This is a genomic window from Micromonospora sp. URMC 107 (assembly GCF_051386315.1).
Lineage (GTDB): Bacteria > Actinomycetota > Actinomycetes > Mycobacteriales > Micromonosporaceae > Micromonospora.
This window is the reverse complement of record NZ_JBPQTK010000068.1, coordinates 1-22,969: the sequence shown is the minus strand read 5'-3', so window position 1 is coordinate 22,969 and position 22,969 is coordinate 1. Positions and strand designations below refer to the sequence as shown.

Annotated in this window: 21 protein-coding genes; 10 read left to right on the top strand and 11 right to left on the bottom strand. The window is 74.1% G+C overall.

Features of this window, described 5'->3' with window-relative positions:
* Nucleotide 1 precedes the first annotated feature (1 nt).
* A complete protein-coding gene (locus ACSNN9_RS16950) occupies nucleotides 2-199 on the bottom strand; it encodes a hypothetical protein (RefSeq protein ID WP_436674232.1) in 198 nt (65 codons plus the stop codon).
* A 347-nt stretch (nucleotides 200-546) separates the two neighbouring features.
* Nucleotides 547-4,077, bottom strand: a complete 3,531-nt coding sequence (gene dnaE / locus ACSNN9_RS16945; protein ID WP_436674230.1) for a DNA polymerase III subunit alpha — start codon at nucleotides 4,075-4,077, stop codon at nucleotides 547-549.
* Between the two features lie 236 nt (nucleotides 4,078-4,313).
* Between dnaE and ACSNN9_RS16940 the strand changes: the two genes are divergently transcribed.
* Together ACSNN9_RS16940 and ACSNN9_RS16935 are read left to right on the top strand one after the other, a co-directional pair.
* Nucleotides 4,314-4,877, top strand: a complete 564-nt coding sequence (locus tag ACSNN9_RS16940) for an RNA polymerase sigma factor (protein WP_436674229.1) — start codon at nucleotides 4,314-4,316, stop codon at nucleotides 4,875-4,877.
* Nucleotides 4,874-5,563 (top strand): hypothetical protein, encoded by a 690-nt coding sequence (locus tag ACSNN9_RS16935; protein WP_436674227.1) that lies wholly within the window; start codon nucleotides 4,874-4,876, stop codon nucleotides 5,561-5,563. The genes ACSNN9_RS16940 and ACSNN9_RS16935 overlap by 4 nt, the downstream gene beginning before the upstream one ends.
* Before the next feature lie 10 nt (nucleotides 5,564-5,573).
* Here ACSNN9_RS16935 and ACSNN9_RS16930 read toward each other — a convergent pair whose 3' ends face one another.
* On the bottom strand, nucleotides 5,574-7,007 hold the full coding sequence (locus ACSNN9_RS16930) for a protein kinase domain-containing protein (RefSeq protein ID WP_436674226.1): 1,434 nt from the start codon (nucleotides 7,005-7,007) through the stop codon (nucleotides 5,574-5,576).
* Nucleotides 7,008-7,201: 194 nt separating this feature from the next.
* Here ACSNN9_RS16930 and ACSNN9_RS16925 point away from each other — a divergent pair, with 194 nt between their 5' ends.
* The 7 genes from ACSNN9_RS16925 (at nucleotide 7,202) to ACSNN9_RS16895 (ending at nucleotide 13,410) form a co-directional block, all read left to right on the top strand.
* Nucleotides 7,202-7,804: a hypothetical protein gene (locus ACSNN9_RS16925; protein WP_436674224.1), complete on the top strand. Its 603-nt coding sequence runs from the start codon at nucleotides 7,202-7,204 to the stop codon at nucleotides 7,802-7,804.
* Nucleotides 7,805-7,933: 129 nt separating this feature from the next.
* Nucleotides 7,934-8,275 (top strand): PadR family transcriptional regulator, encoded by a 342-nt coding sequence (locus tag ACSNN9_RS16920; protein WP_357876920.1) that lies wholly within the window; start codon nucleotides 7,934-7,936, stop codon nucleotides 8,273-8,275.
* A complete protein-coding gene (locus ACSNN9_RS16915; RefSeq protein WP_436674223.1) occupies nucleotides 8,272-9,222 on the top strand; it encodes a permease prefix domain 1-containing protein in 951 nt (316 codons plus the stop codon). Before ACSNN9_RS16920 ends, ACSNN9_RS16915 begins: the two co-directional genes overlap by 4 nt.
* 152 nt (nucleotides 9,223-9,374) lie before the next feature.
* Nucleotides 9,375-10,661 (top strand): sensor histidine kinase, encoded by a 1,287-nt coding sequence (locus ACSNN9_RS16910; protein WP_436674222.1) that lies wholly within the window; start codon nucleotides 9,375-9,377, stop codon nucleotides 10,659-10,661.
* A gap of 23 nt (nucleotides 10,662-10,684) precedes the next feature.
* On the top strand, nucleotides 10,685-11,377 hold the full coding sequence (locus ACSNN9_RS16905) for a response regulator (RefSeq protein WP_436674242.1): 693 nt from the start codon (nucleotides 10,685-10,687) through the stop codon (nucleotides 11,375-11,377).
* Nucleotides 11,378-11,458: 81 nt separating this feature from the next.
* A complete protein-coding gene (locus ACSNN9_RS16900) occupies nucleotides 11,459-12,352 on the top strand; it encodes an ABC transporter ATP-binding protein (protein ID WP_436674220.1) in 894 nt (297 codons plus the stop codon).
* The gene (locus ACSNN9_RS16895; protein ID WP_436674218.1) at nucleotides 12,349-13,410 is read left to right on the top strand and encodes an ABC transporter permease; all 1,062 of its coding nucleotides are present in this window, start codon (nucleotides 12,349-12,351) and stop codon (nucleotides 13,408-13,410) included. Before ACSNN9_RS16900 ends, ACSNN9_RS16895 begins: the two co-directional genes overlap by 4 nt.
* A gap of 164 nt (nucleotides 13,411-13,574) precedes the next feature.
* Here the strand turns inward: ACSNN9_RS16895 and ACSNN9_RS16890 are convergent, their stop codons facing one another.
* The 8 genes from ACSNN9_RS16890 to pgsA all read right to left on the bottom strand — a co-directional run bounded on the left by ACSNN9_RS16890 (nucleotide 13,575) and on the right by pgsA (nucleotide 20,560).
* Nucleotides 13,575-14,162: a DUF402 domain-containing protein gene (locus tag ACSNN9_RS16890; RefSeq protein ID WP_436674216.1), complete on the bottom strand. Its 588-nt coding sequence runs from the start codon at nucleotides 14,160-14,162 to the stop codon at nucleotides 13,575-13,577.
* Between the two features lie 273 nt (nucleotides 14,163-14,435).
* Nucleotides 14,436-15,185, bottom strand: a complete 750-nt coding sequence (locus ACSNN9_RS16885; protein WP_357876942.1) for a YebC/PmpR family DNA-binding transcriptional regulator — start codon at nucleotides 15,183-15,185, stop codon at nucleotides 14,436-14,438.
* Between the two features lie 307 nt (nucleotides 15,186-15,492).
* Nucleotides 15,493-16,101, bottom strand: a complete 609-nt coding sequence (gene pdxT / locus ACSNN9_RS16880; RefSeq protein ID WP_436674214.1) for a pyridoxal 5'-phosphate synthase glutaminase subunit PdxT — start codon at nucleotides 16,099-16,101, stop codon at nucleotides 15,493-15,495.
* 71 nt (nucleotides 16,102-16,172) lie between these two features.
* A complete protein-coding gene (pdxS, locus tag ACSNN9_RS16875) occupies nucleotides 16,173-17,090 on the bottom strand; it encodes a pyridoxal 5'-phosphate synthase lyase subunit PdxS (protein WP_436674213.1) in 918 nt (305 codons plus the stop codon).
* Nucleotides 17,091-17,269: 179 nt separating this feature from the next.
* The gene (locus ACSNN9_RS16870; RefSeq protein ID WP_357877012.1) at nucleotides 17,270-17,773 is read right to left on the bottom strand and encodes a hypothetical protein; all 504 of its coding nucleotides are present in this window, start codon (nucleotides 17,771-17,773) and stop codon (nucleotides 17,270-17,272) included.
* A gap of 2 nt (nucleotides 17,774-17,775) precedes the next feature.
* A complete protein-coding gene (locus tag ACSNN9_RS16865) occupies nucleotides 17,776-18,936 on the bottom strand; it encodes a glycosyltransferase family 4 protein (protein ID WP_436674211.1) in 1,161 nt (386 codons plus the stop codon).
* A gap of 15 nt (nucleotides 18,937-18,951) precedes the next feature.
* The gene (locus tag ACSNN9_RS16860) at nucleotides 18,952-19,884 is read right to left on the bottom strand and encodes a phosphatidylinositol mannoside acyltransferase (RefSeq protein ID WP_358093226.1); all 933 of its coding nucleotides are present in this window, start codon (nucleotides 19,882-19,884) and stop codon (nucleotides 18,952-18,954) included.
* A 43-nt stretch (nucleotides 19,885-19,927) separates the two neighbouring features.
* A complete protein-coding gene (gene pgsA / locus ACSNN9_RS16855) occupies nucleotides 19,928-20,560 on the bottom strand; it encodes a phosphatidylinositol phosphate synthase (RefSeq protein WP_436674210.1) in 633 nt (210 codons plus the stop codon).
* 252 nt (nucleotides 20,561-20,812) lie between these two features.
* Here pgsA and ACSNN9_RS16850 point away from each other — a divergent pair.
* Nucleotides 20,813-22,969: elongation factor G-like protein EF-G2 (locus tag ACSNN9_RS16850; RefSeq protein ID WP_436674208.1), on the top strand; the 2,157-nt coding region annotated here is incomplete at its 3' end.

The following is a 22,969-nucleotide window of genomic DNA, read 5'->3' as shown; positions in this document are numbered from 1 at the left end:
TTCAGGCCGCCGCGCGCAGGGCGAGCAGGCCCCGCCGTACCTCGTCGCGCCCCCGGTCGAGGTCCCAGGAGGCGATCTCGTGCAGCGGATGGCGCTCGCGAAGGAGCCGGACCAGTTCCAGGCCGATCAGGTAGCCGGACCGGCGCGGCAGGTCACCCCGGTGGGCGCTGTCGCGCATGAGGAACCAGGCGGCGAACACCGCCCCCTGTCCGTGCAGCCGCTCCAGGACACTTTCCAGATCGGCCAGCCCGGACCACTCGCCCCGGCGGATCGGCGTCCGGTCCCGTCGCCCCGCAGCCGGGTCACCGCGCCGCGCTGCTCGGCCCGGCGGACCGCTGTTGGCGCGCTTTGGAGCTGATGTCGTAAACGACTCACTGCCGTCTCCGAAAGCCACCGGCCGCGCGTTGATGTCGTAACCGACTCAGTTCCAAAGGGGCTCAGCAGCCAGACCGCCGGCCCTCGGAAGGCCGCGCGACCGCAGGGCGGAGCCCCAGAACAGGACCGCGGGTACTTGTCCGTTCCGTCCGCGGACGCGGGCCCGCGGCGTCAGCTGACGTTGGCGGGGCCGAGGACGCTCTTCAGGTCGCCCATCAGCGCGGTGGTGGCCGCCACCCGGAACGGGCCCAGCCGCAGGGTGGTGGTCCGGCCGCCGTTGAGCAGCTTGACGTGCACCTCGGTGTCGCCCGGGTGCAGCACCAGGGTCTCCTTGAGCCGCTCCACCAGCGGCGGGGTGCACCGGTGCACCGGGATGGTCAGGGTGATCGGCTTGCTCCCGGGGGTGCTGCTGACGTCCGGCATGGACATGTCCATCGCCATGATCCGGGGGGTGTCGTCGCGCCGGTCCACCCGCCCCTTGACCACCACGATGGCGTCCTCGGCGATGTACTGCCCGATCACCTCGTAGGTGTTGGGGAAGAAGAGGGTCTCCACGCCGCCGGCAAGGTCCTCCAGGGTGGCCGACGCCCAGGCGCGGCCCTGCTTGGTGACCCGCCGCTGCACCCCGGAGAGGATGCCGGCGAGGGTGACCACCGCCCCGTCCGGGACGGTGCCCTCCTCCGACAGCGCGGCGATGGTGCAGTCCGCCGCCGCGCCGAGGACGTGCTCCAGGCCGAAGAGCGGGTGGTCGGAGACGTAGAGGCCGAGCATCTCGCGTTCGAAGGCGAGCTTGTCGCGCTTGTCCCATTCCCCGTCGCCGATCACCGGCATCACCGTGGTGCTGTTGGTGTCCGCGTCGCCGAAGCCGGCGCCGAAGAGGTCGTACTGGCCGACGGCCTCCTTGCGCTTGACGTCCGCGTACGCGTCGATCGCCTCCGCGTGCACCGTGAGCAGCGCCTTGCGGGAGTGCCCGAGCGAGTCGAACGCCCCGGCCTTGATCAGCGATTCGATGGTCTTCTTGTTGCAGACCACGGCGTCGACCTTCGACAGGAAGTCGTAGAAGTCGGCGTACTCGCCCTTCTCCTCCCGGCAGCGCATGATCGCGGCGACGACGTTGGCGCCGACGTTGCGCACCGCGCCGAGACCGAACCGGATCTCCTTGCCGACGGGGGTGAACGGCCCGGCGGAGGTGTTCACGTCCGGGGGCAGCACCTGGATGCGCATCCGGCGGCACTCCGAGAGGTAGAGCGCCATCTTGTCCTTGTCGTCGCCGACGGAGGTGAGCAGCGCCGCCATGTACTCGGCCGGGTAGTGCGCCTTCAGGTACGCGGTCCAGTACGACACCAGGCCGTACGCCGCCGAGTGCGCCTTGTTGAAGGCGTAGCCGGCGAACGGGACCAGCACGTCCCAGACCTTCTGGATCGCCTCGTCCGAGTAGCCCCGCTCCCGGCAGCCGTCCCGGAACGGGATGAACTCCTTGTCGAGGATCTCCTTCTTCTTCTTGCCCATCGCCCGGCGCAGCAGGTCGGCCTGGCCGAGGGTGTAGCCGGCGAGGATCTGCGCGGCGCGCTGCACCTGCTCCTGGTAGACGATCAGGCCGTAGGTGGGCGCGAGGATCTCCCGCAGCGGCTCCTCCAGCTCCGGGTGGATCGGGGTGATCTCCTGGAGGCCGTTCTTGCGCAGCGCGTAGTTGGTGTGCGAGTCCACGCCCATCGGGCCGGGTCGGTACAGGGCGAGGACGGCGGAGATGTCCTCGAAGTTGTCCGGCTTCATCATCCGCAGCAGCGAGCGCATCGGCCCGCCGTCGAGCTGGAACACGCCCAGGGTGTCGCCCCGGGCCAGCAGCTCGTACGCGGGCCTGTCGTCCAGCGGCAACGCCAGCAGGTCCAGCTCCTTGCCGTGGTTGAGCTGGATGTTCTTCACCGCGTCGTCGATGATGGTCAGGTTGCGCAGGCCGAGGAAGTCCATCTTCAACAGCCCGAGCGACTCGCACGTCGGGTAGTCGAACTGGGTGATGATGACGCCGTCGGAGTCCCGGCGCATCAGCGGGATGTGGTCGATGATCGGCTCGGCGGACATGATGACGCCGGCGGCGTGCACGCCGGTCTGCCGGATCAGCCCCTCGATGCCCCGGGCGGTGTCGATGACCTTCTTGACGTCCGCCTCGGCCTCGTACATGCCCCGGATCTCCCCGGCCTCCGCGTACCGGGGGTGCTTGGGGTCGAAGATGCCCTCCAGCGGGATGTCCTTGCCCATCACGGCCGGGGGCATCGCCTTGGTGATCCGGTCGCCCACCGCGTACGGGTAGCCGAGCACCCGGGCCGAGTCCTTGATCGCGGCCTTCGCCTTGATGGTGCCGAAGGTGGCGATCTGGGCGACCTTGTCCTCGCCCCACTTGTCGGTGACGTACTTGATGACCTCGCCGCGCCGGCGCTCATCGAAGTCGATGTCGACATCCGGCATCGAGACGCGCTCGGGGTTGAGGAAGCGCTCGAAGATCAGGCCGTGCGGGATCGGGTCGAGGTCGGTGATGCCCAGCGCGTACGCCACCAACGAGCCGGCGGCCGAGCCACGGCCGGGGCCCACCGCGATGCCCTGGCTCTTGGCCCACTGGATGAAGTCGGCGACCACGAGGAAGTACGACGGGAAGCCCATCTGGATGATGACGCCCAGCTCGTACTCGGCCTGCCTGACGTGCCCCTCGGGGATGCCGCCGGGGTAGCGGCGGGCCAGCCCGGCGAAGGTCTCCTTGCGGAACCAGGACTCCTCGGTCTCCCCCTCCGGCACGGGGAAGCGCGGCATGAGGTTGTGGAACTCGAACATCCCGGCGGGGTCGACCTTCTCGGCCACCAGCAGGGTGTTGCGGCAGCCCTCCAGCCAGAGGTCGGAGTTGTCGACGGCGCGCATCTCGTCGGCGGACTTGATGTAGTAGCCGCTGCCGTCGAACCGGAAGCGGTTCGGGTCGGCGACGTTCGCCGCCGTCTGCACGCAGAGCAGCACGTCGTGCGCCTCGGCCTGGGACTCGTGCGTGTAGTGCGAGTCGTTGGTGACCACGGGCGGGATGTCCAGCTTGCGGGAGATGTCGTGCAGCTCCTGGCGGACCCGGCGCTCGATGCTGATGCCGTGGTCCATGATCTCCAGGAAGTAGTTCTCCTTGCCGAAGATCTCCTGGTACCGGGCCGCGGCCTTGAGCGCCTCGTCGTACTGGCCCAGGCGCAGCCGGGTCTGCACCTCACCGGAGGGACAGCCGGTGGTGGCCATCAACCCCGCGGAGTTCTCGGCGAGCAGCTCCGCGTCCATCCGCGGCCACTTGACGAAGAACCCCTCGGTGAACGACCGGCTGGTGAGCTTGAAGAGGTTGTGCAGGCCGGTCTTGTTCTTCGCCCAGATGGTCATGTGGGTGTAGCCGCCGCTGCCGGAGACGTCGTCGCTCTTCTGCTCCGGCCGGCCCCAGCGCACCCGCTGCTTGTGGAACCGCGACTCGGGCGCCACGTACGCCTCGATGCCGAGGATCGGGGTGACGCCGGCGGCCATCGCCTGCTTGTAGAAGTCGTTCGCGCCGTGCATGTTGCCGTGGTCGGTCATCGCCACCGCCGGCATGCCCTGCCGTTTGACCTCGGCGAAGAGGTCCTTCAGCCGGGCCGCCCCGTCGAGCATCGAGTACTCCGTGTGCACGTGCAGATGCGCGAACGAATCGCCCATGCGTGGCGCCCCCCGGGTCTGGTCATGGGTTGGTCGAAGCTCGGACGGCCTACCCTATCGCCGCCGCCAGAGGCCCCTGAAGATGCCGCGCCCGGCGGAGGGGCCGGAGTGGCCGGGGTCTCCGCGACCGCCCCGGCGACGGCTTCCGACAGTCGGGTCCCGGACTCGTGGCGACCCGTCGGGCGGTGCCGGCCGTAGCCTGGGCGGACGGTATCCGGCGAGCATTGGACGACCTGATGCCCCTCCCGGACGGTGTCGAGGATCTGGCCGGATCGGCGGCGCGCGGCGACCCCGCGGCGCTCGACGCGCTGCTGGTCGCGGTCCGCCCGGAGGTGCTGCGCCTCTGCGCCCGCCTGTTGCCCCACCGGGAGGACGCCGAGGAGGCGTGCCAGGACGCGCTGCTCGCGCTGGCCCGGGGCATCGGCCGGTTCGAGGGCCGGTCGTCCTTCCACACCTGGCTGTACCGGCTGACGGCCAACCGGGCCCGCTCCACGTACCGGGTGCTGCGCCGGCGCTGGCGGGTGGAGGCCGGCGGCGTGCCGCTGCCGGACCCGGTGGACCCGCGCCGCACGAGCGTGGTCGCCGGCACCCGGCTGGACCTGCTCGACGCGCTCGACGCGCTGCGCCCCGAACTCGCCGAGGCGGTGGCCCTGCGCGACGTCCTCGGGCTGGGCTATCGGGAGATCGCCGGCCTGCTCGGCCTGCCGGAGGGCACCGTCAAGTCGCGGATCCACGAGGCCCGCCGGCAGCTGCGCCACCGGCTGTCCGGGGAGCCCGCCGGCGGCGAGGGACGGCGGTGACCGTGGCGGGCCGTGGGCCGGAGCCGGCCGGCGGGCGCGCCACCCGCCGGGGCGCGGCCGGCCCGGCGCGTCGCGCCGGCGGCTCCCGGTTCGTCGCGCCACGGCTCGCCTTCGCCACGCCGCGGCTCGCCAGGGCCGCCGTGGCCGTGGCCCTGGCCGTGCCGGTCGCGGCGTGCGGCGGCGGGGACGCGCCCGTCGCGCCGCTGCCCGTGCAACCGCCGGCCGCGGCGAGCCCCCGCTCCCCCGGCCCGCCGCCGGCCGTCCCGTCGACCGCCGCCCCGTCGACCGCCTCGCTGCCCGGCCCGGGCACGCCCCGCACGCCGGCCGTCGTCCCGCCGGCCCGGCGGCCACCGCCGGCCGATCCCTCGACGACCGCCGCCGGGCGTACGCCGACCGCGACGCGGTCGCCGAGCGGGCTGCCCGGCACCTGCCACGGGGCGGTGCGCTACGACGTGGTGCTGGCCGAGACCGAGCTGGCGCTGCTCACCTCGCTCTGCTTCGCCTCGGGCGGGGTGCTGCGGATCATCGGCATCGGCCCGGGCGAGGTGACCGTGGACCGGGAGGACCTGGTCTCCCGCAGCTACGAGGCCGGGGTGGTCGACATCCGGTTCGTCCGCCCCGGCACCGTGGCCGTGCTGATCCCCCAGGGCGGTACGACGCACACCGTCACCGTGGTGGTGCGGTGACCGGTGGGGCTCATCCCACCCGTACCCCGGCCAGCAGGGTGTCGACGAAGTCGGCCCGGCTGCCGGACGGGGGCGTGACCTGCACGTAGATCAGGCCGGCGCGGCCGGGCGCGAGCCCGGCGGCCTCGACGATCTCGGGCCGGCCCTTCTCGCAGGTGAACCGGGCCACCACCCAGTCCACGTCCCCCTGTCGGGTGCGGCGTACGGGCGCGGCGGCGCACGCCGCGTGCGGACGTTCGGCGAGGAATCCCGCCGGGGTGGTCCGCGCGGCGATGGCGGTCGACAGCCCGACGAAGGCGCCCGGCACGGTCGGGTCCGCCGCCCACCGGTGCGGGTCGGGCGACATCACCAGGGCCGGTTCGAGCCGGCCGTCGTCGCCGTACTGGCCGGCCCAGCCGGTGCCGGTGGCCCGCCACCCGGGCGGCAGCGCGACGGTGACCGGCCCGCTCGTCCAGGTGCCGGCGTCCCGCCCGGCGGTCGCGGCGTCGCCCGCCGTGGCGCCGAGGGCGACCAGCGCCGCGAGGCCCAGTCCCGCGACGCCGAACCGCCGCCGGCCCGCCGGCCGGCCCCCCGGCCGCGCCGGTCCGCCCGACGCTGCCGGCTGCGGCGCGGCGGCGGCCGGCCCGTGGCGTGGCGGCCCGGTGGCCGGCCGGTCGGGTGCGGTGGCGGCCTCGCGCAGGGCGGCGCGGAAGGCCGCGGCGTCCGGGTGGCGGTCGGCCGGGCGGGGAGCGGTCGCCCGTCCCAGCACGGCCGCCACCCGGGGCGGCACGCCCTCCCGCAGCCGGATCGGGTGGGGTCGGCGGTCCGTCCCGGGTTCCCCGTCCACGCCGAGGAGTCGGAGGCCGAGCCGGCCCAGGCCGTACACGTCGGCGCGGGTGTCGACGACGGCGAGCGGGTCGTCCTGCTCCGGGGCCATGTAGCCCGGGGTGCCGGCGCGGGCGGTGAGGCCGGAGGCGGCGGCGAGGGCCTTGGCCAGCCCGAGGTCGGCGATCAGCACCCGCTCGCCGTCCGGGCCGGACCGGAACAGGACGTTGCCCGGCGTCAGGTCGCGGTGCACCACGCCGTGCCGGTGCAGGACGGCGACCCCGGCGGCGATCTCGGCCAGCAGGTCCAGGGCGGTGGGCGGGGGGATCGGGCCGGTCGCCAGCCGGTCGCGCAGGCTGCCGCCGTCGGCCCAGGCCATGACCGAGTACGGCCGGCCGTCGGCCAGCTCGCCGGCGGCGTGGACGCGGATCAGCCGCTCGTCGTCGAGCCGGCGCAGCAGGCGGGCCTCGTCGAGGAACCGCTCCCGCACCCGCAGGTCGTGGTGCCAGTTCTCGGCCAGCACCTTGATCGCCACCCGGGAGTCGAGCACCGGGTCGTGGCCCAGCCAGACGGTCGCGAACGACCCCGTGCCCAGCAGCCGCTCGATCCGGTAGGGCCCGATCCGCTCCGGACTGGTCACCGCACCACCCCCGACACCGGCACCGCCGGCCGCCGTTCCGCCTCGACAGTAGACGGCGCGTCGGTTCGGCGGCAGCCCTCGGCGGCACGCCCGGGCCGGCCGCAGGCACGTCGGTCGGGAACCCGACGAACCGATCCGGTCGGCGGGGCGACCAAGAGGACAAGGACACCCGAACCGTCGAGGAGGAGATCCCCGTGCACCGTCTCTCGTACACCGTCGTCACCGCCCTGCTGGCCACGGCCGGGCTCGTGCCGATCACCCTGGCGGCCCCGGCCGCCGCCGCACCCCGGCCGTCCGTCGCCGCCGGGCACCTTTCCGACAGTTCCGTCGGCGACGCCGTCGCCGACCGGGACGAGGTCCGGATCATCAGCGTCCGGGGCGCCGGACCGTTCCGGATCGGGGCTTCCCTGGCCCGCCTCTCGGCGGCCGGCCTCATCGACTGGGTCGCGCCGGGCTGCGGCCGCACGGTCCACACCGGCGTCACCGGAGCCTGGGCGGGCAAGATCATCCTGGCCTTCCGCGACGGGCGGCTGGTCTCGGTGGGCACCGCCACCGCGCCGCCGCGTACGCCCGCCGGTGCGGGGGTGGGCATGCCCTTCGCCGCGCTGGAGGAGATCTACGGCCCGCGCGGCTCGATGATCCGCAACGACGCGGGCGACGACTCGGCGTACCTGGTGCGGGTCGGTTCCCGGGTCGAGCTGTTCACCGGGCACCCGATCCGGCCGGGGGTGGGCTACCTCGAGGTCGGACTGGCGTCCGTCGTCGAGCGCGGTTTCCGGGAGGGCCGGCCCTGCTGACGGTCGGCCCCACGGCGGCGGATCCCCGCGGGGGTCCGCCCCCGTCTGCCTCGCCCGAACACACTGATCCGAAGCGACACGATGATGTTGGCTGGACGATAGTGTGTGCCACACAGTATGGTGTGACGCATGGTGAGCGATGAGATCCTGCGAACGCACCTTCAGGAGTTGCGTCGGGGCACCGTGGTGGTGGCGAGCCTCGTCGCGCTGCGCCGCCCCGACTACGGCTACGCGTTGCTGCAACGCCTCGCCGACCACGGCTTTCCGGTCGACGCAAACACGCTCTACCCGCTGCTGCGGCGACTGGAGGAGCAGGGGCTGCTGACCAGCGAGTGGAACACCGAGGAGAGCCGGCCGCGCAAGTTCTACCGGACCAGCGAGGAGGGCGAGTCGGTGCTGGGCCGGCTCCTCACCGACCTCGCCACAGTGCAGACCTCCCTGACCGGACTGATCGAAGGAGCCGACCGATGACCACCCTGACCGACCGATACCTCGCCGCGACCCTGCGCTCGGTGCCGGTCGCGCGCCGCGAGGAGATCGCCACCGAGCTGCGCGCCTCGATCGAGGACATGGTCGAGGGCCGCACGGCCGGTGGGCAGGACGCCACCACCGCCGAGCGGGAGGTGCTCACCGAGCTCGGCGACCCGGACAAGCTCGCCGCCCGCTACGCCGACCGCCGGTTGCAGCTCATCGGCCCGGCCTACTACCTGGCCTGGGCGCGGCTGATGAAGCTGCTGCTCAGCTTCATCCCGGCCCTGGTCGGCGTGCTGGCCGGCCTGCTCCGGGTCGCCGACGGCGGCGACGTGGGCGAGGGGATCGGCACGGGCGTCTCCACCGCCATCCAGGTGGCCGTCCAGATCGCCTTCTGGGTGACCGTGGTCTTCGCGGTGCTGGAGCGCACCAAGACCCCCCTGCACCTGCCCGCGTGGAGCGTCGACCAGCTGCCGGAGGACACCGCCGACCGGCAGATCACCCTGACCGACATCGCCGCCTCGGTCACCTTCCTGGCACTGGTCATCGCCTACCTGCCGATGCAGCACTTCCGGTCGTTCGTGCCCACCGACGGCGACGACAACCTGCCGATCCTCGATCCCGCGCTGTGGAGCTTCTGGCTGCCGTTCCTGATCGTGGTGCTGGTGGCCACGATCGGCCTGGAGTTCGCCAAGTACCGGGCCGGACGCTGGACCTGGCCGCTGGTCGCTGTGAACGCGGTGCTCGACCTGGCGTTCGCGGTGCCGGTGGTCTGGCTGATGTCGACCGACCGGCTGCTCAACCCCGACCTCGTGGCCCGCTTCGACTGGCTCGGCGAGGGCGACAACCTGAACCTGGTGGCGACCGCGGTGATCGCCGGCACCGTGCTGGTGACGCTCTGGGACATCCTCGACAGCGCCGTCAAGGCATGGCGCAACCGCACCTGATCCACGATCGCGACGGCCCGGCACGCCACGCGTGCCGGGCCGTCGCGCGTGGCGGCACCGGCCACCCGCCGGGTCGCGGCGTGCCAGGGCCTGGCCCACCCGGGTCGGGCCACCCGCCCGGCGGCGCCCGGCGGGATGAGATCCTGACCTGGATGAACACCGTGACGGACGACGACTGGCGGCGGCCGGGGCCGACCCCGGAACAGCGGCGGTTCGACGTCTACGTCGGGCTGGCGGCAACCCTCCTGGCGCTGGTCAGCCTCACCCTGGCCCGCAGCACCGGAGCGTTCCTGCTGGGGCCGCCGCCGTCCGGGCCCGAGCAGGTCTTCTGGACCGTCGCGTTGACGCTGCCGCTGATCTGGCGGCGCCGGTTCCCCGCCGCCGTCACCCTGGTCGTCTCGATCGGGTTCATCGCCGCCCAGGCGCGCTCCGCCCCGGAGACGCAGCTCGCCTCCTGGGGGCTCTTCGCGGCCCTCTACTCCCTCGGCGCGTGGGGCCCCGACCGCCGGCTGGCCCGGCGGCTGCGCATCGGCGTCATCGCCACCATGTTCATCTGGCTGGGCGCGTACTACGCCCTCACGATCGACAGCATCCCGGCGGACGCGTTCGCCCGCGCGGTCGGGCCCGTGCCCCCGGTGCTCGCGGCGATGGTGAACGGGGTGCTGGTCAACGGCCTCTTCTTCGGGTTCGCGTACTTCTTCGGGGAGACCGCGTGGCTGGCCGCCCGGCGTCAGCACGAGGTGCAGGCGCGGGCCGAGGAGCTGCGCCGCTCGCAGGCCGAGATCCGCGAGCACGCGGTGGTGGGCGAGCGGCTCCGCATCGCCCGGGAGCTGCACGACGTGGTCGCCCACCACGTGTCGGTGATGGGGGTGCAGGCGTCCGCCGCCCGCCGGGTGTTCGACAAGGACCCGGTCAAGGCCCGCGCGGCGCTGAGCGCGATCGAGGAGACCGCCCGCACGGCCGTCGACGAGCTGCGCCGGATGCTCGGCCTGCTCCGCGCCCGCGACGGCGGCCCGGAGCGCGCGGAGCAGCCGGGTCCCGCCGGGATCGACCAGGTCGCGGCCGTGGTCGAGCGCGCCCGCGAGGCCGGGCTGCGGACCACCATGGGGGTGTACGGCGATCCGGCGCCACTGCCGGACTCGGTCTCCCAGGCGGCGTACCGGGTGGCCCAGGAGGCCGTGACGAACGCGCTGAAGCACGCCGCCGGCGCGACCGCGCTCGACGTGCGGATCCGCTACCTGGCACACGAGGTGGAGGTCGACGTGACCGATGACGGACGGGCCACCCGCCCGGCGAACGCCGACGGGCTCGGCCTGGTCGGGATGCGCGAGCGGGTCGCCGCCCACGGCGGCGAGTTGGAGGCGGGCCCGCGGACCGGCGGCGGCTGGCGGGTCCGGGCCCGGTTCCCGCTGCCGCAGCCGGTGGGGCGGCCGGCGTGAGCGCCGACCAGGCGGTGCCCGGGATCGACCGTCCGGTCCGCGTGCTGCTCGCCGACGACCAGCACCTGGTCCGCACCGGCTTCCGGGTCATCCTGGAGGTGGAGGACGACATCGAGGTCGTCGGGGAGGCCGCCGACGGCGAGCGCGCCGCCAGCATGACCCGGGCGCTGCGGCCGGACGTGGTGCTGATGGACGTGGAGATGCCCGGGATGGACGGGCTGGAGGCCACCCGGCGGATCACCGCCGAGGAGGACAGGCCGGGCGGGCCGGCCGTGCTGATCCTCACCACCTTCGACCGGGACGACTACCTGTTCGCCGCGCTGCGCGCCGGAGCCAGCGGCTTCCTGCTCAAGAACGGCACCCCGGAGGCCCTGATCGAGGCGATCCGGGTGCTCGCCCGGGGCGACGGCCTACTCGCCCCGGAACTCACCCGGCGGGTGATCGCCACCTTCGCCCGCCCCGGCGAGCCCGTCACGCGGGGCGGCCCGAGGACGGCTCCCGAGGCGGCGCTGCGGGACCTCACCCCCCGCGAGCGGGAGGTCCTGGTCCTGGTCGCCGGCGGCGCCAGCAACGCCGAGATCGCCGCCGAGCTGCACCTGGGCGAGGCGACGGTGAAGACGCACGTCAGCCGGGTGCTCGCCAAGCTGGGCCTGCGCGACCGGGTGCAGGCGGTGGTCTTCGCGTACGAGCACGGGGTGGTGCGTCCCGGCCGCTGACCGGCCTCCGCCACGAGGGGGACGGCGCGCTCGATCTCGGGACGGACGGCGGGCGGCGGCCGACGATCTAGCGTGAACGCCGTGACCAACGTGCTCCGCCTCGACGGCGTCGACCGCAGCTTCGGCGACCGGCGGGTGCTCCAGAACGTGTCCTTCGACGTGGCCGCCGGCCGGATGACCGGCTTCGTGGGCGGCAACGGCGCCGGCAAGACCACCACCATGCGGATCATCCTCGGGGTGCTCGCCCCGGACGGCGGCGAGATCACCTGGCAGGGGGCGCCGCTGACCAGGCAGGCCCGCCAGCGCTTCGGCTACATGCCGGAGGAGCGCGGCCTCTACCCGAAGATGAGCGTCCGGGAGCAGGTGTCCTACCTGGGCCGGCTGCACGGGATGACCGCCGACGCCGCGCGGCGCAGCACGGACGCGCTGCTGGAGCGGGTCGGGCTCGCCGAGCGCGGCGACGACCTGCTCGAGACGCTGTCGCTGGGCAACCAGCAGCGGGCGCAGATCGCCGCCGCCCTGGTGCACGACCCCGAGGTGCTGGTGCTCGACGAGCCGTTCTCCGGGCTCGACCCGCTGGCCGTGGACACGGTCGTGGCGGTCCTGCGGGAGCGGGCCGCCGCGGGCGCGCCGGTGTTGTTCTCCAGCCATCAGCTGGACGTCGTCGAGCGGCTCTGCGACGACCTGGTGATCATCGGTGGCGGCGTGATCCGGGCCGCCGGCAGCCGGGAGGAGCTGCGCGCGACGTACACCGTGCCCCGGTACGAGCTGGTGGTGGAGACCGACGCCGGCTGGCTGCGGGACCAGCCCGGCGTGACCCTGGTCGACCTGGACGGCGCGCGCGCCGTGTTCGACCTCGCGCCCGGCGCGGACGAGCAGCCGGTCCTGCACGCGGCGCTGGCCCGCGGCCCGGTCCGCGCGTTCCGCCCGGTCAGCCCGTCCCTCACCGAGATCTTCCGAGAGGTCGCCCAGTGAACACCACGCAGGCCACCCGGCTGGTCGCCGCCCGGGAGATCCGGGTCAAGCTGCGCGACCGCACCTTCCTGTTCAGCACCCTGTTCTTCCTGCTGATCGCCGCCGCCGCGACCATCCTGCCGCCGCTGCTCTCCGGCGGCCCGTCGAGCGTGGCGGTGACCGCGGCGGCGGCCGGCCCGCTGCGCGAGGCGGGGCTCGAGGTGCGGACGGTCCCCGACGACCGCGCCGCCGAGCAGGCCGTACGCGATGGCGACGTCGACGCCGCGGTGGTCTCCGGACCGGCGGTGCTGGCCATGGACGAGGCCCCCGACGACGTGGTGGCCGCGCTGAGCACCCAGCCCGCCGTCCGGCTGCTGGACCCCGACGCCGTGGACCCGGTGGTGGCCTTCCTGGTGCCGTTCGCCTTCGCGTTCATCTTCTTCGTCACCTCGCAGACCTTCGGCGTGCAGATCGCCCAGAGCATCGTCGAGGAGAAGCAGACCCGGATCGTGGAGATCCTGGTGGCCGCGGTGCCCGTGCGGGCGCTGCTGGCCGGCAAGATGATCGCCGGCACGGTGCTGGCCCTCGGGCAGATCGCCCTCGTCGCCCTGGTCGCCCTGATCGGGGTGCAGTTCGGCGACAGTGGCGGACTGCTCTCGCTGCTGGCCCCGGCGATCGGCTGGTTCCTGCCGTTCTTCCTGCTCGGCTTCGTGCTGGTCGCGGCCATGTGGGCGGCGGCCGGGGCGCTGGTGAACCGCCAGGAGGACATCGCGGGCGTGTCGACGCCGGTGCAGCTCGCGGTCATGCTGCCGTTCTTCGCGGTGATCTTCCTGAACGACAACGCGACCGCCATGCGGGTGCTGTCCTACCTGCCGTTCTCCGCGCCGACGGCCATGCCGTTGCGGCTGTTCACCGGGGACGCGGCCGGCTGGGAGCCGCTGGTGTCCCTGGTCCTGCTGCTGGTCGCGGCCGCCGCGTTCGTGGCCGCCGGGGCCCGGGTGTACGAGGGTTCGCTGCTGCGCACCAACGGCCGCACCTCGGTCCGGACGGCGTGGCGCTCGCGCGAGACGCTGGGCTGAGCGGCGTCGCCCGGCACGCCCCGGCGTGCCGGGCGGCATCGCGTCCCCGGCGTGCCGGGTGGCATCGCGTCCCCGGCGTGCCGGGCGGCATCGCGTCCCCGGCGTGCCGGGCGGCATCGGGTCCCCGGGTGGCATCGCGTCCCGGGCGGGGCGTAACCGGGCGGTCAGCGCGACGGCGGGACCGTGTCCCAGCCGGGCGGCAGGGCCGGGACCGGCCAGGCCGGGTCCGGTCGCCAGGCCGACCACGCCTCGTCCCACCAGCGCTCCCCCGCGTCGAGCAGGGCGGCGATCCGGTCGCCCTCGGCCCGGATCGCGTCGGCCATCCCGGGGTAGCGCCCCTCCGCGAGGCGCTGGGCGAACATCTCCACGTCCTTCCAGACGTAGCGCTCGTCGGCCGCGCCCCACCAGAGGTCCAGCTCGTGGTCGAGGGTGTCCACCCCGATCGGGGTACGCCGCACCGGGTCCTGGAGGTTGAAGTACCACCCGGCGAAGGCGCGCTCCGGACCGGTCCAGAAGACGTCCACGGAGTGCGCCTCGCCCGGGCGGTGCAGCATCAGCTTGCCGTGCCCGCTCCACGCCCGGTGCCCGGCGACCTGCCACGGGTGCCGGCCGCACGGGAAGCTGCCGGCCTCGGGGAAGCCGAACTCGGCACCCGGCGGCAGGTAGAGCACGAGCAGGTCGGGCGAGTCCTCGACGCAGATCGTCGGGCAGCCGAACCACACCTCGCCGCGCAGGACCTCGCGCCGGACCACGACGTCGCCCGGCGCGAACCGGCGAACCCCGCCCGCCCGACCACCGCTTCGCTGCGCACGACCCGAGGGATCCACACCCCGCAGCCTAACCAGCGCGGGGTGGCACACCCCCGACCACGAGCCCCCGCGCGTCCGGCGGGTCGGTCGCGGTCGGACAGCCCGCGGCGGCCGAGGGCTGGCGTGGGGGCCACCGCCTCCCGCCGTCGGCTCCGGCGGCGCCGGGAGTCGACGGCGGTCGTAGCGGCGCCGGCCCGCGCACCGGGGACGTCGGGATCAGCCGACGGCCTCCATCACCTCGTCGCTGACGTCGAAGTTCGCGTAGACGTTCTGCACGTCGTCGCAGTCCTCCAGCACGTCGATCAGCTTGAAGATCTTGCGGGCGCCCTCCTCGTCGAGGGGGACGTTGACGCTCGGGATCAGGGACGACTCGGCCGACTCGTACTCGATGCCGGCGTCCTGGAGCGCGGTGCGGACCGCGATCAGGTCGGTCGGCTCGGAGACCACCTCGAACGCCTCGCCCAGGTCGTTGACCTCCTCGGCGCCGGCGTCGAGGACCGCCATCATCACGTCGTCCTCGGTCGTGCCGGCCTTGGGGACGATCACCACGCCCTTGCGGGAGAACATGTACGACACCGAGCCCGCGTCGGCGAGCGAGCCGCCGTTGCGGGTCAGTGCGGTGCGCACCTCGGTCGCCGCGCGGTTGCGGTTGTCCGTGAGGCACTCGATCAGCATCGCCACGCCGTTCGGGCCGTAGCCCTCGTACATGATGGTCTGCCAGTCGGCGCCGCCGGCCTCCAGGCCCGAGCCGCGCTTGACGGCGCGGTCGATGTTGTCGTTGGGGACCGAGTTCTTCTTCGCCTTCTGGATGGCGTCGTAGAGCGTCGGGTTGCCGGCCGGGTCACCGCCGCCGGTCCGCGCGGCGACCTCGACGTTCTTGATCAGCTTGGCGAACATCTTGCCGCGCTTGGCGTCGATGACCGCCTTCTTGTGCTTGGTCGTCGCCCACTTTGAGTGGCCGGACATCTGCTACCTCCGTTGCTACCCGCCGTCTGCATCGACCGACCGCGCACGCCCTGCCCCCGCCGGCGCACGCGGTGGTGCCGGTCAGCCCTGCGGGAAAGCCGTGACGGGCAGCTGGCCCCGCCGAATCTCGGCAATCCTACCGACGTCCGGCGGGTGGCTGTCACGCGCGGCACGGCGCGGGCCCGTCCCGTGCGGTGCGACGAGGGGCGACGGGGGCGGCCCGGGCCCGCGTCCCGGCGCCGGGTGGACGGCGCGGGCGGGGCCCCTCCCCAGGGAGGAGACCCCGCCCGACGTGCCACGGGACCGCTCAGCGGGCCGCGCGGACCAACTCCACGAAGTACGCGTGCACCCGCGCGTCGCCGGTCAGCTCCGGGTGGAACGAGGTGGCCAGCAGGTTGCCCTGCCGCACCGCCACGATCCGGCCGGCGGCCGGGCCCTCGGTCACGGTGCCGAGCACCTCGACGCCGTCGCCGACCCGCTCGACCCACGGCGCCCGGATGAACACCGCGTGGAACGGCCCGCCCTCGACGCCGGTGATCCCCACCGACGCCTCGAACGAGTCGACCTGCCGGCCGAAGGCGTTGCGCCGCACGGTCATCTCGATGCCGGCGAAGCCGCGCTGGTCGGGACGGCCGTCGAGGACGTCGGAGGCCAGCATGATCATGCCGGCGCAGGAGCCGTAGACCGGCATCCCGTCGGCGATGCGCTTGTCGATCGGCTCGCGCAGCTCGAAGATGTCGGCGAGCTTGCTGATCGTGGTGGACTCGCCGCCGGGGATCACCAGCCCGTCCACCGCGTCCAGCTCCCGCGCACGGCGTACGGGGCGGGCGTCCGCGCCGGCCGCGGCGAGCGCGGCGACGTGCTCGCGGACGTCGCCCTGCAGGGCGAGCACGCCGATGACGGGTGCGTCGCTCATGTCACCGTTCCTCTCGTCGACCTGCCGCGGTGGCCCCTCCGCCGCCCGGAAGCGCACGGAAGGGCCCTTCCTCACCAGCCGCGCTCGGCCAGGCGGTGCGGCTGCGGGATGTCGTCGACGTTGATGCCGACCATCGCCTCGCCCAGGCCCCGCGAGACCTTCGCCAGCACGTCCGGGTCGTCGTGGAAGGTGGTGGCCTTCACGATCGCGGCGGCCCGCTGCGCCGGGTTGCCGGACTTGAAGATGCCGGAGCCGACGAAGACGCCCTCGGCGCCGAGCTGCATCATCATCGCGGCGTCGGCCGGGGTGGCGATCCCACCGGCGGTGAACAGCACCACCGGCAGCTTGCCGCTCTCGGCGACCTCCTTGACCAGCTCGTACGGCGCCTGGAGCTCCTTGGCGGCCACGTACAGCTCGTCGGCCGGCAGCGAGGCCAGCCGGCGGATCTCCTGGCGGATCTTGCGCATGTGGGTGGTGGCGTTGGAGACGTCACCGGTGCCGGCCTCGCCCTTGGAGCGGATCATGGCCGCGCCCTCGGTGATCCGGCGCAGGGCCTCGCCGAGGTTGGTCGCCCCGCAGACGAAGGGGACGGTGAAGGCCCACTTGTCGATGTGGTTGGCGTAGTCGGCCGGGGTCAGCACCTCGGACTCGTCGACGTAGTCGACGCCGAGCGACTGGAGGATCTGGGCCTCCACGAAGTGGCCGATCCGGGCCTTGGCCATGACCGGGATGGAGACGGCGTCGATGATGCCGTCGATCATGTCGGGGTCGCTCATCCGGGACACCCCGCCCTGGGCACGGATGTCGGCGGGCACCCGCTCGAGCGCCATCACCGCGACGGCGCCGGCGTCCTCGGCGATCTTGGCCTGCTCGGCGTTGACCACGTCCATGATCACGCCGCCCTTGAGCATCTCGGCCATGCCGCGCTTGACGCGGGCGGTGCCGGTGACGGGGCTGGCGCTAGCGTTCTGGGCAGTGGTTTCGGGCACGGGTCATCGCTCCTCGAACGTGCTCGGGGGGTGGCTGCGGAAATGCTACGACGGTCCCAACGCCGATCCGACAGCCAATCAGGCCCACGGTGGCCTGCACTGTGGCAGTCGTCACCGGCCGTCGCCGGTTCCTCCCCGCCCGTCCCATCCGCGATGCGCCCCGCGCGCCTGCGCCCCGTTCAGCCGGTCGGGACGTCGGCCGGGACGGTGAGCGTGGGGTCGTCGATGTCGAAGTAGCGCGGCCACGGGCGGCGGCGCCCCATCCGCAACAGGCGCACCAGCGGGCGGCCCCGCGCCGCCCGGGCGTCGCGGACCAGGTCGGTGTGCACCTGGCGGGCCAGAGCGAGCCGCCGGCTCGCGGCGATCACCGCCTCGCAGTCCGGGTCGGTCGGGTCCAGTTCCACCGCCCGCAGCTGACGGGTGAGGTCGTTCTCGGCGGCCTCCCGCTCGTCCGGCTCGGCGTCCAGCGCGATCCGCGCCGCCGCGTACAGCTCGACGCCGTAGCGGCGCTCGGCCAGGACGGCGGCGGCCGCCGCCCGGCGCAGCAGGTGGGCCTCCAGGGCGCGGGCCGCCAGCTCCGCCCGCGCGTGCAACCGGCCCACCCGGCCGGCGGTCCAGACGAGGTACGCCGCGACCAGCCCGACGACCAGGGTCGCGGCCACCACCCACCAGAAGCCCGGCATCGTCAGTCCAGCCCCACCCATTCGGTGTCCATGACCCGCCCGTCGGTGGCCTCGATCGCCGCCGCGTACACCTCCAGCACCCGCCGGGCGACCACGGGCCAGTCGAAGGTGGCCACCACCTGGTCACCGCAGGCGGTCAGCGCGGCCCGGGCGTCGGCGTCATCGAGCAGGTCCGCCAGGGCGGCACGCAGCGCGGCCGGGTCCCCGGTCGGGAACAGCCGGCCGGCCCGGCCGCCGTCGAGCACGCGGCGGAACGCGTCGAGGTCGCTGGCGACGACGGTCGTGCCCGCCGCGAGCGCCTCGGTGAGGATCATGCCGAAGGACTCCCCGCCGGTGTTCGGCGCCACGTAGAGGTGCACGCTGCGCAACATCCGCGCCTTGTCCTCCTCGGAGACCAGCCCGAGGAAGGTCACCCGGTCCCGCAGGTCGGCCGGGAACCGCCCGTACAGGTCGTCGGCGTCGCCGGGGCCGGCGACCAGCAGCCGCAGGCCGGGACGCTGCCGGGCCAGCTCCACGAAGGCGTCCCGCAGGATGGGGAACCCCTTGCGGGCCTCGGTGAACCGGCCGAGGAACCCGATCGCGCCGTCCCGCCCCGGCGGGCACTCCCCCGGCCAGCCCGGCAGGGGCAGCGCGTGACTGAACTTGGCGACGGCCACCCCGTTCGGGATTTCCACCGCGCCGCCGTCCATGTGCTCGACCTGCACCTTGCGCGCCAGGGCGCTCACCGCGATCCGGGCGGTGATCCGCTCCAGCACGATCTGGAGCACGCCCTGCGCGGCGGCCAGCGCCCGCGACCGGGTCATCGCGGTGTGGAAGGTGGCCACCACCGGGCCCCGGGCGGAGAGCACGGCCAGCAGCGACAGGCTCAGGGTCAGCGGCTCGTGCACGTGCAGCACGTCGAACTCGCCCCGGATGATCCAGCGCCGCACCCGCGCGGTGGAGACCGGGCCGAAGGCGATCCGGGCCACCGAGCCGTTGTACGGCAGCGGCACGGCCCGGCCCGCCGGCACCACGTACGGCGGCAGCGGGGAGTCCTCGTCGGCCGGGGCGAGCACGCTCACCTCGTGGCCGAGCCCGATCAGCGCCTCGGCAAGGTCCATGACGTGGTTCTGCACCCCACCGGGCACGTCGAAGGAGTACGGGCACACGATGCCGATGCGCACGTGCAAACGCCTCCCTCACGCCTGTCCGGCGGCCGGGGAGGGCAGGGTCGCGCCGCCACCCGTGCCGTGCTGGTCCAGCCACATCCGCTGCAACATGTGCCAGTCTTCCGGATGCCGGGCGATGCCCGCCGCCAGACCGTCGGCGATCCGCTGGGTCAGCGACCGGACCCGCTGGTCGAGCGGGCCCTCCTCCGGGCCGGGCAGCGGCAGGGGTCCCTCGATCGACGCGCACGCCGCGTCCGCTTCGTACCACATCGAGGCGACGTAGAGGGGCGCTCCCGTGCGCAGCGCGAGCAGGGCCGGGCCGGGGGGCATCCGGGTGCGGTGGCCGAAGAACTCGACCTCCACGCCCCGCGCCGAGAGGTCACGGTCGGCCAGCAGCGGCACCACCGTGCCGGCCCGGACCCGATCCACCAGCACGTCGAAGGCGTTCCGCTCGCCGCCGTGGGTGGGCAGGATCTCCATGCCCAGGCTGCGGCGGAAGGCGAGGAACCGCTGGTAGACGCCCTCGGGCCGGAGCCGCTCCGCGACGGTGGTGATCGGCCAGCCGGTCGCCGCGACCCAGGCGCCGGCGGCGTCCCAGTTGCCGGCGTGCGGCAGCGCCACCACCGCGCCCCGGCCGGCCGCCACGTCGGCGGCGAGCTTCTCCTCGCCGTCGAGCCGGAAGCCGGCCAGGATCTCCGTCCGGCTGAGCGCGGGCAGCCGGAACGCCTCCAGCCAGTAGCGGGCGTACGAGCGCAGGCCGCGGCGGACCAGCTCGTCGAGCTCGGCCTCCGGCAGGTCGGGGCCGACCACCCGGCGCAGGTTCGCGCGCAGTCGGGCCGTACCCCCGCCGCCGCGGCGGTGGGCGCGGTCGGCGCCCGCCCGGAACGCCGCGGCCGTGACGGACCGGGGCAGCGCGCGGATCACGCGCCAGCCGGCGACGTAGCCGAGCTCGGTGAGGTTCACCGGCGCCGGCCCCCCGGCCGCGGCCGACCCGCGGGTGTCGCGCTCACCCCTGCCCGCCCGGGGTGTGCACCCGCTGGGCCTGGCGGTAGACGTGCGCCATCCGCTGGCCCACGGTGAAGATCGACACGGCGGCGAGCAGCCAGAGCGCGACCTCCAGCGCCGGGTCGACGCCGACGCCGGTGAGCAGCCCGCCGACGCCGACGATGAGCAGCCGCTCGGTGCGCTCGGCGACGCCCACGTTGCAGGTCATGCCGAGGCCCTCGGCGCGGGCCTTGACGTAGGAGACCAGCCCACCGGCGGCCAGGCAGAGCAGCGCGGCGGCGACGCCCGAGTACTGGTGCTGGGTGGCCAGCCAGTACGCCACCGCGCCGAAGACGGCGCTGTCGGCGATCCGGTCCATGCTCGAGTCGAGGAACGCCCCGAACTTCGTGGCGCCCCCGCTCATCCGGGCCATCGTCCCGTCGAGCAGGTCGGTGAGCGCGAAGAAGGTCACTATCAGGGCCCCGGCGACCAGATGACCGCGGGCACCGAAGCCGAGCGCGCCGACGAGCACCCCGAGGGTGCCCGCCACGGTGACCGCGTTGGGTGTTACGCCCGCTCGGAGCAGGCGGCGTGCGACCGGCTCAACGACACGGGTCATCCCCGCGCGGGCCGACACTTGGAAGATCTTCGCCATGGCGGTCCCACGATAACGGTCCGCGTAGCAGCAGCGGTACGGCCGGTCAGGCGACCCGCGGGGACGGAGCCTTGTGCCGGCCCCGGATCGGGTGTGAGATCGAGCCAGGGACGTGAGCCAGCTCACCCACCCGCCCGTTGATTACCCGCAACCCGGCACAGCACCGGAGGATGTCGCCGCGGAACCCGACCGGGCCGCTTCCCCGTCGCGCGCGGCGGTCGCCACCAACCACGGCTGAGGGAGGTGCGCCCCATGGCGCAGAAGATTCAGGAGAAGGGGGCCGCCGGCGGCACGCCGGTGGTGACGGAGCCCGGCAGGATCCGCAACGTGGTGCTCGTCGGGCACTCCGGAGCGGGCAAGACGACGCTGGTCGAGGCGCTGCTCGCGGCGAGCGGCACGATCGGCCGGGCCGGCACCGTCGCCGACGGCACCACCGTCTGCGACCACGACCCGGCAGCCGTACGCCAGCAGCGCTCGGTGAGCCTGGCCTGCGCGCCGTTGCTGCACGACGGGATCAAGGTCAACCTGCTCGACACCCCCGGCTACGCCGACTTCGTCGGCGAGCTGCGGGCGGGGCTGCGGGCCGCCGACGCGGCGCTGTTCGTGGTCTCCGCCGTCGACGGGATGGACGCCGCCACCGCCGCCCTCTGGGAGGAGTGCGCGGCGGTGGACATGCCCCGGGCGGTCGCCGTGGCGCGGCTGGACCACCCGCGCGCCGACTTCGACGAGGCCGTGGCGCTGTGCCAGCGGGTCTTCGGCGACAACGTGCTCCCGCTCTACCTGCCGATGCTCGGCGACGACGGGGTCTCCACCGTCGGCCTGCTCGGCCTGGTCACCCGCCGCGTCTTCGACTACACCGCCGGCCTGCCGGCCCAGGTGCGCGAGCCGGACCCGGAGCACCTGCCCGCCATCGTCGAGTCCCGCGACGAGCTGATCGAGGGGATCATCGCCGAGAGCGAGGACGAGTCCCTGATGGACCGTTACCTCTCCGGCGAGGAGATCGGCACGGACGTGCTGATCGAGGACCTGGAGAAGGCGGTCGCGCGGGGCCACTTCTACCCGGTGGTGCCGGTCTGCGCCGAGACCGGGGTCGGGCTGGACGCGCTGCTGGAGGTGCTCACCGCCGGCTTCCCCTCGCCGCTGGAGCACGAGCTGCCCGCGATCGCCGGGGTGGACGGCTCCCCACGGCCGCCGCTGACCTGTGACCCGGACGGGCCGCTGGTCGCCGAGGTGGTCAAGACGACCGTGGACCGGCACGTCGGCCGGGTCTCCCTGGTCCGCGTCTTCTCCGGCACGCTGCGCCCCGAGCAGACCGTGCACGTCTCCGGGCACGGGCTGGCCGAGCGGGGGCACCCCGACCACGACGCCGACGAGCGGGTGGGCCACGTCTACACGCCGCTGGGCGCGAGCCTGCGCGAGGTGGGCGCCTGCGTGGCGGGCGACATCTGCGCGCTCACCAAGTCGGGCAGCGCGGAGACCGGCGACACCATCTCCGCCAAGGACGACCCGCTGCTGATCGCCCCCTGGGAGATGCCCGAGCCGCTGCTGCCGGTGGCCGTCGTGGCCCGCAGCCGCGCCGACGAGGACGCCCTCGCCCGGAACCTGGCCCGCCTGGTCGCCGGCGACCCCACCATGCGGCTGGAACGCAACCCGGAGACCCACCAGCTGGTGCTCTGGTGCATGGGCGAGGCGCACGCCGACGTGGTGCTGGAGCGGCTGCGCGCCGGCGGGGTGGAGCTGGAGACCGAGCCGGTCCGCGTGGCGCTGCGCGAGACGCTGACCGTCCGGGCGTCGGGGCACGGCCGGCACGTCAAGCAGTCCGGCGGCCACGGCCAGTACGCCGTCTGCGACATCGAGGTCGAGCCGCTGCCGCCCGGCGCCGGCTTCGAGTTCGTCGACCGGGTGGTCGGCGGTGCGGTGCCGCACAACTACGTCCCCTCCGTCGAGAAGGGCGTACGCGCCCAGATGGAGCGCGGCCTGGTCGCCGGCCACCCGGTGGTGGACCTGCGGGTGACCCTCGTCGACGGCAAGGCGCACAGCGTCGACTCCTCCGACGCGGCCTTCCAGACCGCCGGGGCGCTCGCCCTGCGCGACGCCGCCGAGAAGGGCCAGCCGGCACTGCTGGAGCCGGTCGACGAGGTGGTGGTCCGGGTGCCCGACTCCTCGATGGGCGCGGTGATGGGCGACCTGTCCGGTCGGCGGGGCCGGGTGCTCGGCACCGAGGCCGACCCCGAGGCCGAGGGCCGCACCGTGGTCCGCGCCGAGGTGCCCGCCACGGAGCTGCTCCGCTACGCGGTCGAGCTGCGCTCCATGACGTCGGGCACCGGCACGTTCCGCCGCCACTTCGTCCGCTACGACCCGATGCCCGCCCACCTGGCCGACCAGCTCCGCAAGGACGCCCCCACCCAC

Coding starts and splice junctions, on each gene's coding strand:
- dnaE (WP_436674230.1), bottom strand. CDS start 4,077: ATGGGCGATTCGTTCGCGCATCTGCACGTGCACACGGAGTACTCGATG.
- ACSNN9_RS16940 (WP_436674229.1), top strand. CDS start 4,314: ATGCCCCTCCCGGACGGTGTCGAGGATCTGGCCGGATCGGCGGCGCGC.
- ACSNN9_RS16920 (WP_357876920.1), top strand. CDS start 7,934: ATGGTGAGCGATGAGATCCTGCGAACGCACCTTCAGGAGTTGCGTCGG.
- ACSNN9_RS16915 (WP_436674223.1), top strand. CDS start 8,272: ATGACCACCCTGACCGACCGATACCTCGCCGCGACCCTGCGCTCGGTG.
- ACSNN9_RS16910 (WP_436674222.1), top strand. CDS start 9,375: ATGAACACCGTGACGGACGACGACTGGCGGCGGCCGGGGCCGACCCCG.
- ACSNN9_RS16885 (WP_357876942.1), bottom strand. CDS start 15,185: ATGTCCGGCCACTCAAAGTGGGCGACGACCAAGCACAAGAAGGCGGTC.
- pdxT (WP_436674214.1), bottom strand. CDS start 16,101: ATGAGCGACGCACCCGTCATCGGCGTGCTCGCCCTGCAGGGCGACGTC.
- ACSNN9_RS16870 (WP_357877012.1), bottom strand. CDS start 17,773: ATGCCGGGCTTCTGGTGGGTGGTGGCCGCGACCCTGGTCGTCGGGCTG.
- pgsA (WP_436674210.1), bottom strand. CDS start 20,560: ATGGCGAAGATCTTCCAAGTGTCGGCCCGCGCGGGGATGACCCGTGTC.